Below are 15,385 nucleotides of genomic sequence, written 5' to 3'. Positions count from 1 at the left end.
CGCAGCGCCGCGTTCAACGACTTCCGTGCGCTTTGATGAACGCCATCAGCGCCGCAAAGGAGGGGGGAACGGCAGGGTCGGCGCAACTGAACTCCGTCGTGTCGTCGCCAGCGGTAATGCGGATGCGATAGGCCCGCCCGTCCGGCACGGCTTTTGTCGCCGCTGCTTTCATCCCGGCCGGCGCCATGCGGGCGGCCGATACGAGTTGCGCAAGCTCTTCGCGCTCCGCGGCCGGAAGCTGGTTTTCATCGAGCACGATCGGCCGCGCGAGTCCGGGAAAGAAGCCGACGCCTCCGTCGATGAACAATTCCGCATGCATCGGCAACTCCTTTTGAGCGGCGCCATCGGTCATACAGCCTGCCAATATCAGACAGAGGCAGACGGGCCCGGCCAGCACGCGGCCCCATCTGCCCGCTGCTCGACTCACAGCACGCCAACCGTCTTCCATGCTTTGCCGACCGCTTTTGCTTCGGCGCTGCCGGAGCCATATAGCCGATCGGCATTGGACACCGTGAGTGTAGCGAAGCTCTTGAAATTGGTGTTTGGCTTCAGGTGCGAGTCGTTGAGCGTCTCGTACCACACGCGTCCGACCTTTTCCCACGCATGCCCGCCGATCTCGAGTGCAGCCAGGCAGAACGCACGGTTCGGAATGCCCGAGTTGATGTGGACGCCGTGGTTGTCCTGCGCGGTGTTCACATACTGACTCATCTCGGCGGGCTGCGGATCCTTGCCGAGCACCGGATCGTCGTAAGCGGTGCCGGGCTCTTTCATCGAGCGCAGCGCGACGCCTTTGACGCCGCTCGCGAGCAGTCCCGCTCCGATCAGCCAGTCGGCCTTGTCCGCTGTCTGCTTCAGCGTGTACTGCTTGATCAGCGAGCCGAACACATCCGACACGGATTCATTGAGCGCGCCGGGCTGACCGGAGTAGAGCAGGCCTGCCGTATGCTCGGTGACCCCGTGCGCCAATTCGTGGCCGATTACATCGAGTGCGATCGTAAAGCGGTTGAACAACGTGCCGTCGCCATCGCCGAATACCATCTGCTGCGAATTCCAGAACGCATTGTCGTACTGCTGCCCGTAGTGCACCGAGCCAATCAGCGGCATGCCCGCATCGTCGATCGAATTGCGGTGGAAGATCTCCAGATAGAACTCGAATGTCGAACCGAGGCCGTCGTACGCTTCGTTCACACTGACATCGTTCGACTTCGGCCCGCCTTCGGATCTCACCAACGTACCGGGCAGCGTCTCGCTCTGATTCGCCGTGTAAATGGTGCGGTGCGCGGACGGCACGGCCGGAACCGGCGCGACGGAACTGCCGCGTTTCGGTGCGAGCAGCACCGACTGAACGGAGCGGATCTGGCGGAACGAGTGATCGGTCGCCAACGTGTCGATGGCGACCGAGCGCTGTGCCGGCGTGCCGTTCTTTGCTATTTCCTTGAGCATGTGCGGCGGCAGAATGCAATAGATCGAGGGAGCTCGCTGATGTCCGGCGTGATTGCACATGATTTCCTCCATGAAAGGACCAGGCGACAGGAATGACGGCTGGTGAGAACAACAAGTCCGGCGCAAGCTCGACGTGACAACGTGGCGCGAACAATACCCGCCACGTTACGCATGCTCAGGTCTGCGCGGACAACGGGGTTTCGCCGGCCGCAGCCGGACGCTCGCGCTTCGGCTCGGACGGCGGCTCGGGCTGCTCACGGTCCGATGGAAACAACGCGTGCACGAGCCGGTCGATGAACTGGAAGAACCTGTCTGACGCATAACCTGCGACGAACGCGACCGCCAGCGGCGACATGCTCTTACCCTCCTGGAGCATCTCGCTGAAAAGCCCGATCGAAATGCCGACGATCACTGCTGTTGTCACATGCGCACGATTGGCGACCTTCGAGTATTCGGGGTGAAAAAGACACGCGGCGGTATCGTCGCGTAACTTGCGAAGGATCGCGGCGGTCGCGCCCAGCCACGCGTAAAGAATCGGCAGGACGAAGCCGGTTGTCATGCCGACGAAGGTGAGGATATTGTCGCGGGCGTAGTTCGCCGTCGCGCGAATCTGCTGATAGAGCGCGATTTTCTGGAAGCCCTGATTCACTGTGTCTTTTGGAATCTGCTGGTTTTTCTGATCCGATGTCGTGCTGATATCGAAGAGCGGCACATCTATTTCCAGTGCATGGCGCAAGGAATTGGTCGAGCATTCCCAATCCGCGGTTGCTGGCGGCGTGTGCACAATTGGAGGGGAGCCGGGCGGCATGCCGTTGGAGAGCGCGAAATTCGGGTCCGGCACGCTCCCGGTATCCGCCGACGGGCAATTCTGCCCATACAGGCTCTTCACGATGCCCCAGTTTTCGCCCCACGGCTTGCCGAACAGCGCGTACAGGTGTTGGCCCAGCTGATTCGGCAGCCAGAAAAATAGTCGGCTTATCGTTCTCGTGCGCTCGATGTCCGAATACAACTGGCGATTATTGGCCGCGAACTTTTGCAGTGTGTCCTTGATCGCCACTGCTTCGGGAGAGTTCTGCATCTGTTCGAGCACATCCTCGGAACGACGCTGATTGACCTGCTCGTTCGCTCTCGACAGCGCGGAGGAGTAGGCCTGCAACTGGTTGTGCATCCTGAGCGCCATCGGATCGCTCTCCTTGATGCGATCTTCAACGTCGGCGGAGATCTGCTTGATAGCGAAAAGCAGGCACGACAACACCAGCACCAGAAGCGTGAGAAGCGCAGCCAGCAGCGAGTAGTTTCGAATGGCTTTGCGAGCGCCTTTGCGTGCTTCGGCGCCGACCGTATCGCCGGCCACCGGCGCGATCGATTCGGTCATGCGGCTCATTGCATCGTAAAACGGCACCTCGACCGCCGGCGACCAGTCGAACTCCCTCTGCGCATCGCGCGCCGCGGCGAGCGCATTGAGATCGGACGTTGCGAGTGCTCTGCCGGTGATCCCCGCATGCGATACGACATCTGCGCAACATCTCAGATCTTCCGCGATTTTCGCATTCGGATAAGGCGCGTGCGACGCGATGTGCGCCATCGCGCTGTAGAACGCGGCTTCCGTTTCCGGATCGACCCCGCCTGCATGGAGTTGCGCGCGTGCCAGCTTGACCGCGCGGATTATCGGTTCGGGAATAGTCACGCCCGCCCGCGCGGCCTGCGAAATGCACATTTCGCAATACCTGATGTCCTGTCTGAGTTTCTCCTGCAGCGATTCGTCGCCAATTCCATTTACTGAAGACGCAGCACTCATAGAAAACTCCACGAGGATTCGCGACACGAACCTCCTTGAGCGCCCTTCGAGATAATACGGCTTATGTTGGGATTAACGCGCGCTGAAAATGGCGGATTTCTACTCGTTGTCGTTATTATGGAATCCGGGTTGTATCAGCCGGTCAATGGTGATTCACTCGGTAAGAGTAGTTCGATTTTTCGAACTGTCCATCGAGTAATCGGCAAAGGTGTGAAATATAACGGCGTATGCCTTGTCTTGTCGCTTTCTCGCTAGGCTTTGTCGGCACGATGCGCGCGCAACGCGAGGAAGCGTTGAAATAGGGCCGGCCGCCGGATGCTACTCGCCCGGCGGCCCATTTGCCTGCAACGCGTTACAGATATTCGACGTTCCCGTCGACACTGATCGCCTGCCCCGACACGTTGCGGCCGGCCGGCGACGCGAGGAACAGCGTCATCGCCGCGATATCGTCGACAGTGACCATGCGGCGCAGCGAGATCTTCTCGAGGTATTCGTTCTTCATCTGCTCGAAACCGATCCCGAGCGCTTCGGCGCGCGCGGAAATCACCCGGTCCATCCGCTCGCCTTCGACAACCCCCGGCAAAATCGCATTGACACGGATATTGCTCGGCCCGAGTTCGACCGCGAGCGACTTGACCATGCCGACGATCGCCCACTTGCTCGCCGCATATGGCGTGCGAAATGCGTAGCCCAGGCGCCCCGCGACCGACGCCATCGAGATGATGCACGGCTGCGTCGAGGTCTCTTTCAGCAGCGGCACCGCGCGATGCAGGAAGTAGTACTGGCTGTTCAGGTTGGTCGCAATCGTGCGGTCCCACTGCTGCGGATCGATCTCGTCGATGCCGCCGGTCGGCCCGGCAATGCCCGCGTTGTTGACCAGAACGTCGAGTCCGCCGAGCTTGTTGCCGGCGTCGTCGATTACGCGGTCTACCTGCTCGCGATCCGACACGTCGGCAACGCCGACATGCAGCCGCGGATTCGCGCTCTTCGCTTTCTCGATAGCGGCCGGATCGACGTCGCACACATACACATTCGCGTCGACGTCGAGAAACGCTTGCGCGATCGCCGCGCCGATGCCGGCGGCGGCGCCCGAGATCAGCACGCGCAAACCGGGGGTGGGTTTCAGAAGCTCGATGGTTTTCATATCAGTGTTCAGGAAGCTTGTGACGGGTAAATGGCGTCGCTCGTTGCGTCAGCGCCGAGATTCTGCGATTGAATCGCTTTCGCGAGAAGGGGCACCAGCAGCAGGCCGAGAATCGATGCGCCGATCACGACCGAGAAACCCGCCGAACTTTTGCCCGTCGCGCTTTCGGCGAGACCGAACAGATAAGGGCCGACGAAGCCGCCGATCAGCCCGATCGTATTGATGAACGCGAGTCCGGCGGCAGCCTGGATGCCGTGCAGCCACTTCATCGAGATCGCCCAGTACAGCGGCAGCACGCCGCCGGCGAAGAACGCGGTCGCGACGAACAGCAGCAACTGTGCCGGCAACCAGTTCGACCACGTGAACAGCATTGCGCTGACCACGAGGCCGGCGGTCAGCACGCCGAGATAGCGGCAATCGTTGGTGAGGCGTCGATGAATGCGCGGCACGACCAGCACGCCCAGCAGAAAGCCGAAGCCGACGCTGGTCGACAGCAGCCCGATCATCAGCGACGAATCGACATGCATCTGCTGGATCATTGCCGGGGTGAAGAACACGAGTCCGACCAGCGCGACCTGGTTGAGGAAATAGATCAGGCCGATCAGCACGGTCGCGGGGCGCTTCAACGCGGCGACCCAGTCCGGCGAGAACAGGCCCTTATGCGCGGCTTCGGGCACCGCGCGCGCTTCGAGCACCTGCGCTTCTTCACGCGAGAGCCAGCGCGCGTCGGACGGCTTTTCCGGCAATTTGAACCACAGCACCGCGCCGACCACGATGGTTGGCAGTCCTTCGAGCAGGAACAGCCATTGCCAGCCGTGCAAGCCGCCGATGCCGTCCATCTGCATCAGCAGGCCGCCGATCGGATTGCCGATGATCAAGGCCAGCGCGGGCGCGGTATAGATCCAGCCGATCACCAGCGAACGGTCCTTCGGCGCGAACCACAGCGTGACCATATACATCAGCGCCGGAAACAGGCCCGCCTCCGCGATGCCGAGCAATACGCGAATTGTGTAGAACGACGCTTCGCCCTGCACGAACATCATCGCCGCCGACAGCGCGCCCCACGTGAGCGCGATACGCGCGATCCAGCGCCGCGGCCCGACCCGGTGCGCGATCAGGTTGCTCGGCACTTCGAGCAGCGCATAGCCGATAAAGAAAATGCCCGCGCCGAGCCCGTAAGCCGCCGCGCTGATGCCGAGATCGGTTGCGAGTCGCGCCTTCGCTAGCGACACGTTGGTGCGATCCAGATACGACATGAAATAGATCGCGCACATCAGCGGGATGATCCGCCACATTGCCTTGTGCGTCGCGAGGCGATGCAGCAGATCGCTGTCGCCGTTCAGCTGGTTTGCCATGTTGTCTCCACCAAAGTTTGCGCGTTGTTGTTGTCGAATCGCGTTTGCGTTGCGTTGTATTGCGCTTAAAAGTTGACCTTGCTCGCGCCTTTCAGGCCGAGCATTTGCCGCGCTTCGGCCGGCGTCGCGATCTCGAACGACAGCTCTTCGAGAATGTGGCGAATCTTGCGCACCTGCTGCGCATTGGTTTCGGCCTTCACGCCCTTCGCCAGATACACGCTGTCTTCGAGGCCGACGCGCACGTTGCCGCCCATGATCGCGCCCATCGTCACGAACGCCATCTGGTGACGGCCCGCGCCGAGAATCGAGAAGTGATAGTTCTCGCGGCCGAACAGGCGGTCCGCGGTCGCGCGCATCACTGACATGTTCTCGGGCTCCGCGCCGAGTCCGCCGAGAATGCCGAATACCGACTGAATGAAGAACGGCGGCTTGATCAATCCCGCGTCGACAAAATGCGCGAGATTGTAAAGGTGGCCGACGTCGTAGCATTCGAATTCGAAACGCGTGCCGTATTCGCCGAGTTCGAGCAGGATGTGTTTGATGTCGCGGAAGGTATTGCGGAAGATCGTGTCTTCCATTCCTTCCAGATAGTCCTTCTCCCAGTCGTAGCGCCACGACGAAATGCGCTGGGCGATCGGATGAATCGAGAAGTTCATCGAGCCCATATTGAGCGAACACATTTCCGGCTTCGCAATGCGCGGATAGGCGAGGCGCTCGGCGAGCGTCATCCGGGTACTGCCGCCGGTCGTGATGTTGATCACCGCATCGGTCGCGGCGACGATCTGCGGGACGAATTGCCGGAACACCTCGGGCGACGGCGTGGGCCGGCCGTCGACCGGATCGCGCGCATGCAGATGCAGGATCGCGGCGCCGGCTTCGGCTGCTTCGATCGATTGCGCGGCGATTTGCGCGGGCGTCAGCGGCAGATGTTCGGACATCGACGGCGTATGCGTCGCGCCGGTGACCGCGCATGAAATGATGACTTTACGGTTGAGCAAGCGTGTCTCCTGTCGCCCGGAACCCGTGCTGAAGCGAGTGTTCCGGACTCGTGCAAGTTGATGGCGAGGTTATTGGCGATGACGGGTTGGCCAACGGACCCGTCTGTTGTGCTAGCGATACTAGTCAGATACGATTGCGCCGAAAAGGTCATTTCCGGACAACGCGATGTTGTTGCGGGACATTCTGGGAGGAAGCGGTGTCGTCGAAATTGCCGTTGCAGAACGAGCGCATTTACGCGCCGTACAAGATCGCCGCGCTGGTCGAAGTGCTCGGCGAGCAGGGCATCGCGCCGGAGGACATCCTGAAGGGCAGCGGTGTGGAGGTGGACAGCATTTACGACGCATCCGCGCTGACCTCGGTCCGGCAGTACGCGGCCGTGTGCCGTAATGCGATTTCGCTGTCGTGCAATCCGGCCACGCCGTTTATCGTCGGCTCGCGGCTGCATCTGTCCGCGTATGGAATGTACGGTTATGCGCTGATGTCGTGCCTGTCGCTGCGCGACTATTTCCGCCTCGGCGTCAAATATCACCGACTCGCTACTCCAACGCTGACGATCGAATGGACCGAGTATCCCGATGAAGGAATCTGGACGTTTCCCGATGCGTTCACGTCGAGTACTTCGAGGGAATTGAACGAGTTTCTGATCGAACAGCAATTCACGCAGCACGTGACTCATCTTCAGGATGTGGCCGGCAGAAGCTGTCCGCCGACCAAGGCGTGCTTTTCATACCCGGCGCCCGCGCATGCGGAGCTTTATTCGCAATACCTCGGTTGTCCGTGCTATTTCGATCAGCCGCAATGCGAGTTGCACTACGACAGCGGCATTCTCGAACAGCGGCCGCAACTCGCGCACCGGCTCACCGCGACGCTATTGCAGGAGACTTGCGACCGGCTGATCGGTCAGGCGAAGACGTCGGTGGGCGTGTCGGGCGAGGTGTATCAGTTGATGATGCGCACGCCCGGCGAGTTTCCCGATATGGAGTCCGCGGCGGCGATGCTGAAGATGACGAGCCGCACGCTGCGGCGGCGGCTCGAGGCGGAAGGCACGTCGTTCGTCGCGATCGTCGACGACGTGCGCTGTTCGCTGGCCACCGAGTACCTGAAGACGACCCGCATGAGTACCGACGATATCGCGATGCTGCTCGGTTTTAGCGACGGCGCGAATTTCCGGCGCGCGTTGAAGCGGTGGACGGGGAAGGGGCCGAACGAGTTGCGGGGGTGAGAGCAAGGCGCCGGACCTTCCGGGTGAGCGGAGGTCCGGGCTGCGAGCATTATTCGCCGGAAGCCGCCGGCATTTCGTTAGCCGCGTTCTTCGCGGCGGCGCCTTCGAGACCCGGCACCAGACCTTGCAGCGTGCCGCCCGACAAACCGATTTCATTGAGCAGCGAATCGAGCAACGGCGCATGCGCGCGGTAGGTTAGCGCCGCGGACATCGCCTGCTCGGCGAGATTGCTGCCGTTGTGCCCGCCCGGCTGGCCGGCCGCGCCGTCTGCTCCGCCCTGGCCGCCCGCGCGATTCAAGCCGTCCACCTGAATGATCTTGATGCCGTCGATCGACTTCATCGGTTCGACCGTCTGCTGGATCACGCCCGGCAGCGCCTGCAGCAACGCAAGCTTGAACTTCAGGCTGGTCTGATCGGACGACAGCGCGTTGATCGCGTCATTGAGCGCGCGTTGCGCCTCGGCTTCCGCGAGCCCTTTCTTGCGGGCCGCTTCCGCCAGTTCGACGATCGCCGTGGCCCGCATCTGCGCGGCCTCGCGCTCGGCGCGCGCGCCGGTCGTGATGTGTACCGCGCTCGTCTCCGCTTCCTGGGCAGCTTCGATCAGCGCAACCTGCTTCGCGCGGTCGGCCTCGGCGGTGCGCCGGGTGGTTTCGACGAGCTGTTCGGCCTTGACCGCTTCCGCGAGCGCCTCGTTGGCGCGTGCCTGCGCCTGCGATTGCGCTTCCGACTTGGCCGCGATCACGATCGCCTTGTCCTGCGCGGCGATCTCGGTGACCTTCGCCTGTTCGATCGCCGCCATCTGCGTGACCTTGGTCTGCTCGATTTCCTTCACGCGAACCTCGCGCTCGGCTTCGACCTTGCGCGTGCGCACCGCCTGCTCGCGCTGAATCTCCGACTCCTGCACCTGACGCTCGGCGACGATCCGGCTCTGCTCCGCCTCCTGATGCCGCTCGGCTTCATAGGCGGCGATTCGCGCGCTCTGTTCCGCGGTACGCGTCTTCACCTGCTGTTCCTGTTCGAGCTTCATGAAGGATTCCTGCTGCTCGATTGCCAGCTTTTTCGCGAGTGCATCACGGTTCTTCTCGCGCACGGACACTTCGGTATCCTGTTCGACTTCGTTGCGCTCCTTGCGGCGGCGCTCGGTTTCCTGAGTCAGCTTGGTCAGCCCTTCGGCGTCGAACGCGTTGTTCGGATCGAAGAATTCTTTCGAAGTCTGGTTGAAGTTGGTCAGCGAAACGCTTTCGAGTTCGAGGCCGTTCTTGGTCAGATCTTCGGCGACGGTGTTCTGCACACCCTGCACGAATTTCTCGCGGGCGTCCTGCAGATCCTGCATCGTCATCTGCGCCGCGGTGGAGCGCAGCGCGTCGACGAACTTGTCGTCGACCAGCGCGCGCAGGTTTTCCGGCGCGAGCGTGCGCTGGCCCAGCGTCTGCGCGGCGGTCGACACACCCTCGGCGGTCGGTTTGACCCGCACGAAGAACGCGACCACCACGTCGACGCGCATCCGGTCCTTGGTGATCAGGCTATCGCGCATCGCGCGGCTGACCTCGAGCTTCAGCGTGTTCATGTTGATCGGAATGACTTCGTGAAACACGGGCAGCACGACCGCGCCGCCGCTCATGATCACTTTTTGGCCGCCGAGGCCGGTGCGCACGAAGGCCCGTTCAGCCGACGCCCGCACATACAGCCGGGCAAAGATCAGGCCGATGACGCTCAGGCCGACGAGCACGGCAAGGCCGATGGCCCCCCAGAAGATGATTGCATCCATGTTGGTGGTTGAACTCCGTTGAAAGAACGACTTGGAAAACAGTGGGAAATGCAGGCAGGCGGCGTGTTTCGCACGCCAGCTATTGCGGGTCCGGCACGGCAATGGCGACCGCGCGATACAGCGACCCCGACACGCGCGACACGATCGCCACGGTCGTGCCTCGTGCAAGGATCTGATCGGCGCGGTCAGGCTCGACACGGATGTAATGGGTGCGGCCGAAGCGGTCGCGCAGGCGGGCTTCCGCGGGATTGCCGACCGATGCTTCGCCGGTCACGATTTGCGCGGGCAGGCCGACAAAATCGGTTTCGGACACGGCGAATGATTCGATCGGCGGTAGATAACGCGCGATAACGCCGCCGCTGAAGCGGATGAACGGCAGCGACCCGAAGGTAGCCGCGATGATGGCGAGCGCTGCCGGCAACTGGATACCTGCGAGCAGATACAGCAGCGATTGCAGCAGCAGTCCAACGACGGAAAATCCGAGCAGAAAAAGAATCAGGAGAATTAGTAACGGCACCCGGCCGAGATGCAGCCAGCTAAGAAACTGGCCGACGACATTGAGATCGGCGTTGACTTCGGCATGGTCGATGCCGAAATGGCTGACGAGAAGATTGCCCGCATGTTCGGTAATGCTCAGTCCGAACAGCAATGCGACAACCTCGACGATACCGATCATGATCATCAGCCCGAGTGCGGCCACGAAGGGCGCCTGACCAGGCAGGAGCAGGAGACTCACGGTGATGGTGTCCCGTTATGAATATTGAATGAAATTTGCCGGCGCTCTTGTAGTTCGTGATTTCTTTAAGGTGCCGGCGGGAGAGCGGGGCGGCTGTTTGCGGAGTCGCGCATGGCGTTGAGAAAACCCATTCATACCTGTCATCGCGGAAAATTATCTGGAAAAGTAATCCTTGATATATAAGGCATGAGAATACGTCAATCGGAAGAGTCCGAAATCAAAATATACTCGCATTCAAATGGTTTTTGAGGCAATTGAGATGCCAGTTTTTTGAATATATTTGACGAATAAAGCTGCGATACGGAGAAAAGGAGAAAAGCAAAAAGCCGTATTGCCGCTGCTGCTTTCACGCAGCGACGGCGAACCGCAAGGTATGCGAATGGAGATACCGCTTGCTACGAATCTCTAAGCAGTCCGCTGCCCACCAGTAATCACCCGTTCCAGCGACAGCTTCAGATGGCGCAGCATCGCTGCCTGCGCCTGAATCGGATCGTGCGCTTCGAGTGCTTCCAGAATCACGCGATGCTCGTCGGGCACCGCGCCCCACGTCGTTTCGTTCTCGAAGTGGCCGCGCAGCTTTTCCGACAGCGGGCTATGGCGCGCATCGAACAACGAACTCACGGTTCTCACCAGCACTTCGTTGCCGGACATCTGTGCGATCGCGAGATGGAACGCGCGGTCGGCCGCGACCGGAATTCTGCCGGCCGCCACTTCGCGCTCCATCTCCTGAAAGATCGCGCGCAACGCCTTCAGGTCCTTCGGTTTGCACAGCGGCGCGACGTTCGCAACGATCGCGCCTTCGATCACGCAGCGCGCGCCCATGATGTCGAGCAGGCTGTCGCCGAGTTCGGCCGGTGCGGTCGCGCCGTTTTGCGCGGGCGGCGTCGCGCACAGATAGACGCCGGAGCCCATGCGGATTTCGACCAGCCCTTCCAGTTCGAGCGCGACCAGCGCTTCGCGCACCGACGGCCGCGACACGCCGAGCGTTTCCGCCAGCGCGCGCTCGGGCGGCAGGCGGCCGTGCGGCGCGAACTCCGGCTGCGCGATCAGCTCGCGCAGTTTGTCGGCGATCTGGAGATAGAGACGGCGAGTGTCGGCAGGTTTGGCGGTCACGAGATGTTTCCTGGCGCGAGGGCTTCAGCAAGCCCATTCAGCGGGCCAATTCAACAGGCCGGTCGGACGGCCCAATCAGACGAGCCCGAAGGCGAGCGGCGATTGTAGATCGAAGCGCCCGCCGCGCAAACCGGCGCCGCACGCGCGTCTCGGGGTTTCCCCCGGGTTCGGATAAATTGGCTTGACCAGTATCGCATGCGCCGTTATTTTTGCAAATTGGTAAGGCCAATACGATCATTCCGATGAAGACAGTCATTTGCGAACAGCCCGGCCAGCTTGCGCTGACCGAACAACCGGTCCCGCACGCCGGCCCCGACGACGTACTGATCCGGATCCGCCGGGTCGGCATCTGTGGGACCGACTTTCATATCTTTACCGGCAAGCAGCCGTATCTGTCGTATCCGCGCGTGATGGGTCACGAACTGGCCGGCATCGTCGAAGCGGCGCCGGCCGGCGCGCGCGTCGCGCGAGGCGATCAGGTGTACGTGATGCCGTATCTGTCGTGCGGGCGCTGTGTTGCGTGCCGCGCGGGCAAGGGCAACTGCTGCGTGAACATCCGCGTGCTCGGCGTGCATGCCGACGGCGGTATGACCGAATATCTCGCGGTGCCGCAGGCCTTCGTGTTCAAAGCCGACGGCGTCACGCTCGACGAAGCCGCGATGCTCGAATTCCTCGCGATCGGCGCACATGCGGTCGCGCGCGCGGACGTGCAGGCCGGGCAGCGCGTACTGGTGGTCGGCGCCGGACCGATCGGGATGGCGGTGACGATCTTCGCGAAGCTGCGCGGCGCCGAGGTCAGCGTGCTCGACGGCCGCGCGGACCGGCTGGCGGTGTGCGCGGACGCGTTGGGCGCGGCTCACACCGTGCAGCTCGACACCAGCGAGGCCGCGACCGATGCCGCCGCGCTCGCCGAGCTGACCGACAACGAATTCTTCGACGTGGTGTTCGACGCGACCGGCAACATCAAGGCGATGGAGCGCGGGCTGCAGTTCGTCGCGCACGGCGGCAAGTATGTGCTGGTATCGATCGTCAGCGAGCGGATTTCGTTTGCCGACCCCGAGTTTCACAAGCGCGAGACGACGCTGCTCGCAAGCCGCAATGCGACCGTCGCCGACTTCGAAACGGTGCTCGCCGCGATGCGCGCGAAGCAGATTCCGACCGCTGCACTCAATACGCATGTAGTCGAACTCGCCGCTCTGCCGGACGAATTCCCGCGCCTGCTGAAACCGGAGGCCGGCGTGATCAAGGCGCTGGTCGCGTGCTGAGCCCAGGGCCGAAAACGATGAGTAATCCGATCCTTCAATTCGGCACGAGCCGTTTTTTGCAGGCGCACGCGGATCTGTTCGTGTCGGAAGCGCTCGATGCGGGCCGTGCCCTGGGTCACGTCACGGTCGTGCAGACCACCGCGAATCCCGACAGCCTCGCGCGGATCGACGCATTGCGCGCGCGGCGCGAATACGACGTGCGGATTCGTGGCGTGCGCCACGGCGCGGTGATCGATACGACGACCCGTTGCCACGCGATCAATGAAGCGTTGAACGCGAACACGGACTGGCCGACGGTCGTCGAACGCTTCGCAAACGATGCACGTGTGGTGATCTCGAACACCGGCGATCGCGGCTACGAAGGTTTTGCCGAAGACACCGCCGACCTGCTGCGCAACGAGTCGAGCGTGCCACGCGGTTTCGTCGCGAAGCTGGTGGTGCTGCTGCACGCGCGCTTCAACGCGGGCGCCGCGCCGCTGACGCTGCTGCCTTGCGAACTGGTGTCACATAACGGCGATACGTTGCGCGGCCTCGTCGCGGACCTCGCACGCGCGTGGGGCGCCAAGCCTGAATTGGTCCGCTATATCGAGCACGGTTGCGTGTGGGTGAACTCGCTGGTCGACCGGATCGTCTCCGAACCGATCCTGCCGGTCGGCGCGGTGGCCGAACCGTACGCGCTGTGGGCGATCGAGCGACGCGCCGGCATGGTGCTGCCGTGCGAACACGAGGCGATCGTCGTCACCGACGACCTGCCGCACTACGAACGCCTGAAGCTGCTATTACTCAATCTTGGCCACACGTGGCTCGCCGAGCGCTGGCAGACCGACGCGCGCGATCCACACGAAAACACGCTGCACGCGATGCGCGATCCGGCGTTGCGAGCCGATCTCGAATCGCTGTGGCACGACGAAGTACTGCCGGTATTCGACGCGCTCGGCCAAGGCAGCAACGCGCGCGCGTATCTCGACGAAGTGCGCGAGCGCTTCGAAAACCCGTTCCTCGACCACCGTCTCGCCGACATCGCGCGTAATCACGAACAGAAGAAACAGCGCCGCTTCGGACCGGTGATCGAACTCGCGCGCGAGCTTGGCGTGCAAGTCGAACAGCCGCGACTGCGCGCGGCGTTGGGGGCGTCGCCCGCAAGCCGTTGACGCCGCACCGCTTCGCACTCCCACACACCTGAAAACCCTAACCCGGCCCAGAGCCAGGAGGAGACAGTTTCATGAAAAAAATGCGTTGGGTCGTGATTTTTCTGTGCTTTCTGGCCATCGCGGTGAACTACATCGACCGTGCGAACCTCGCGGTCGCCGCGCCTCAGATCGAAAAGGCGCTCGGCATCGGCCCCGCCGAGATGGGCTTTATCCTGAGCGGCTTTTTCTGGACTTATGCGTTGATGCAGATGCCGTTCGGCTGGTTCGTCGATCGGGTCGGCGCGCGCATCGCGTTGCCGCTCGCGGTCGGCTGGTGGTCGGTATTCACGGCGGCCACCGCGGTGACCAGCAGCGTCGCCGGGATGTTCGGCTGCCGGCTGCTGCTCGGCGTCGGCGAGGCGGGCGCGTATCCGTCGTGCACCAAGCTCGTCAGCCAGTGGTTCCAGCCGCGCGAGCGCGCGATTGCGACCAGCATCTTCGATAGCGGCTCGCGAGTCGGCTCCGCGCTGTCGATCCCGGTCGTCGCGCTGATCATCGGTACGCTCGGCTGGAAAGCGGCCTTCATTCTGACCGGCGCGCTCGGCGCGGTGTGGATCGTCGGCTGGTTCGTGATCTATCGGAATCCTACACACGACGTGCTCGGCGACGCGCAGGACGCGACACCGGCGCCGTCCGCCGGTGTCGATCAGGAACAGGTCACGTGGGCTTCGCTGTTTCGTCACCGCACGCTGTGGGGGATGATGCTCGGCTTCTTCTGCCTGAACTTCGTGATCTATTTCTTTATCACGTGGTTTCCGAGCTACCTCGTGCAGACGCGCGGCTTTTCGCTGAAATCGCTCGGCACGCTCGGGATGATTCCGGCGCTGATCGCAATTCCCGGCGGCTGGCTCGGCGGCTATGTGTCCGACACGCTGTTCCGACGCGGCTGGAGTCTGACCGCGGCGCGCAAGACCTGCATGGTCGGCGGGATGCTGTTGTCGTCGGTGATCACGCTGTCGGCATTTACCGAGAACACCTATCTGATGCTCGCGTTCTTCGGCATCGCGTACGGCAGCCTCGCGTTCGCCGCCGCGAGCATCTGGTCGCTGCCGTGCGATGTCGCGCCGACGCCGCGCCATGTCGCATCGATCGGCGGGATCCAGAACTTCGCGTCGAACCTGGCGGGGATCGTGATTACGACTTTCACCGGCGTGATGGTCGCGATGACCAAGGGCTCGTTCACGATTCCGCTGGTCGTCGCGGGCGGTTTTTGTTTTCTCGGTGCGTTCAGCTATCTTGTGATCGTGGGCCGCATCGAGCCGCTGTCGATCGAGCCGGCCAACCGCGCCGAACCGGAAGGCGCGGGCTCGACGGTCTGACGCGTTGCGCTTTCACGTATCGGCTCATTACGT

13 protein-coding genes are annotated in these 15,385 nt (G+C 62.4%); 4 read left to right on the top strand and 9 right to left on the bottom strand.

Translation table 11 applies throughout. The features are described from left to right. Positions 1-13: 13 nt before the first annotated feature. The 6 genes from BTH42_RS14380 to BTH42_RS14355 form a co-directional block, all read right to left on the bottom strand. Positions 14-352, bottom strand: a complete 339-nt coding sequence (locus BTH42_RS14380) for a protealysin inhibitor emfourin (protein WP_256702028.1) — start codon at positions 350-352, stop codon at positions 14-16. A gap of 71 nt (positions 353-423) precedes the next feature. Further along, a complete protein-coding gene (locus tag BTH42_RS14375) occupies positions 424-1,503 on the bottom strand; it encodes a M4 family metallopeptidase (RefSeq protein ID WP_075300410.1) in 1,080 nt (359 codons plus the stop codon). 115 nt (positions 1,504-1,618) lie between these two features. Continuing rightward, entirely contained in the window at positions 1,619-3,268 is a 1,650-nt protein-coding gene (locus BTH42_RS14370) for a hypothetical protein (protein WP_143752053.1), read from the bottom strand. 325 nt (positions 3,269-3,593) lie between these two features. Next, the gene (locus BTH42_RS14365) at positions 3,594-4,385 is read right to left on the bottom strand and encodes an SDR family oxidoreductase (RefSeq protein WP_075300406.1); all 792 of its coding nucleotides are present in this window, start codon (positions 4,383-4,385) and stop codon (positions 3,594-3,596) included. 8 nt (positions 4,386-4,393) lie between these two features. Beyond that, positions 4,394-5,740, bottom strand: a complete 1,347-nt coding sequence (locus tag BTH42_RS14360; protein ID WP_075300404.1) for an MFS transporter — start codon at positions 5,738-5,740, stop codon at positions 4,394-4,396. A gap of 65 nt (positions 5,741-5,805) precedes the next feature. Next, complete coding sequence (locus tag BTH42_RS14355; RefSeq protein WP_075300402.1) at positions 5,806-6,738, bottom strand: 3-keto-5-aminohexanoate cleavage protein; 933 nt, start codon at positions 6,736-6,738, stop codon at positions 5,806-5,808. Positions 6,739-6,935: 197 nt separating this feature from the next. Between BTH42_RS14355 and BTH42_RS14350 the strand changes: the two genes are divergently transcribed. After that, complete coding sequence (locus BTH42_RS14350; RefSeq protein WP_075300400.1) at positions 6,936-7,961, top strand: AraC family transcriptional regulator; 1,026 nt, start codon at positions 6,936-6,938, stop codon at positions 7,959-7,961. 49 nt (positions 7,962-8,010) lie between these two features. On the opposite strand, the gene BTH42_RS14345 is transcribed toward BTH42_RS14350, so the two are convergent. The 3 genes from BTH42_RS14345 to BTH42_RS14335 all read right to left on the bottom strand — a co-directional run bounded on the left by BTH42_RS14345 (position 8,011) and on the right by BTH42_RS14335 (position 11,578). Further along, entirely contained in the window at positions 8,011-9,729 is a 1,719-nt protein-coding gene (locus BTH42_RS14345; RefSeq protein WP_075300398.1) for a flotillin family protein, read from the bottom strand. A 79-nt stretch (positions 9,730-9,808) separates the two neighbouring features. Then, the gene (locus tag BTH42_RS14340) at positions 9,809-10,465 is read right to left on the bottom strand and encodes an OB-fold-containig protein (protein ID WP_075300396.1); all 657 of its coding nucleotides are present in this window, start codon (positions 10,463-10,465) and stop codon (positions 9,809-9,811) included. A 405-nt stretch (positions 10,466-10,870) separates the two neighbouring features. After that, on the bottom strand, positions 10,871-11,578 hold the full coding sequence (locus tag BTH42_RS14335; protein WP_075300394.1) for a FadR/GntR family transcriptional regulator: 708 nt from the start codon (positions 11,576-11,578) through the stop codon (positions 10,871-10,873). Positions 11,579-11,820: 242 nt separating this feature from the next. Here BTH42_RS14335 and BTH42_RS14330 point away from each other — a divergent pair, with 242 nt between their 5' ends. From BTH42_RS14330 to BTH42_RS14320, 3 genes are all read left to right on the top strand, one after another. Further along, positions 11,821-12,843, top strand: coding sequence for a zinc-binding alcohol dehydrogenase family protein (locus BTH42_RS14330; protein WP_075300392.1), 1,023 nt, complete (start codon positions 11,821-11,823; stop codon positions 12,841-12,843). A 17-nt stretch (positions 12,844-12,860) separates the two neighbouring features. Beyond that, on the top strand, positions 12,861-13,994 hold the full coding sequence (locus BTH42_RS14325; RefSeq protein WP_075300390.1) for a D-mannonate oxidoreductase: 1,134 nt from the start codon (positions 12,861-12,863) through the stop codon (positions 13,992-13,994). A 71-nt stretch (positions 13,995-14,065) separates the two neighbouring features. Then, positions 14,066-15,352, top strand: coding sequence for an MFS transporter (locus tag BTH42_RS14320; protein ID WP_075300388.1), 1,287 nt, complete (start codon positions 14,066-14,068; stop codon positions 15,350-15,352). Positions 15,353-15,385 lie beyond the last annotated feature (33 nt).

Origin of the sequence: Burkholderia sp. SRS-W-2-2016 (assembly GCF_001931485.1) — a bacterium.
Classification (GTDB): Bacteria; Pseudomonadota; Gammaproteobacteria; order Burkholderiales; family Burkholderiaceae; genus Paraburkholderia.
This window is presented reverse-complemented; position numbering and strand designations above follow the sequence as displayed.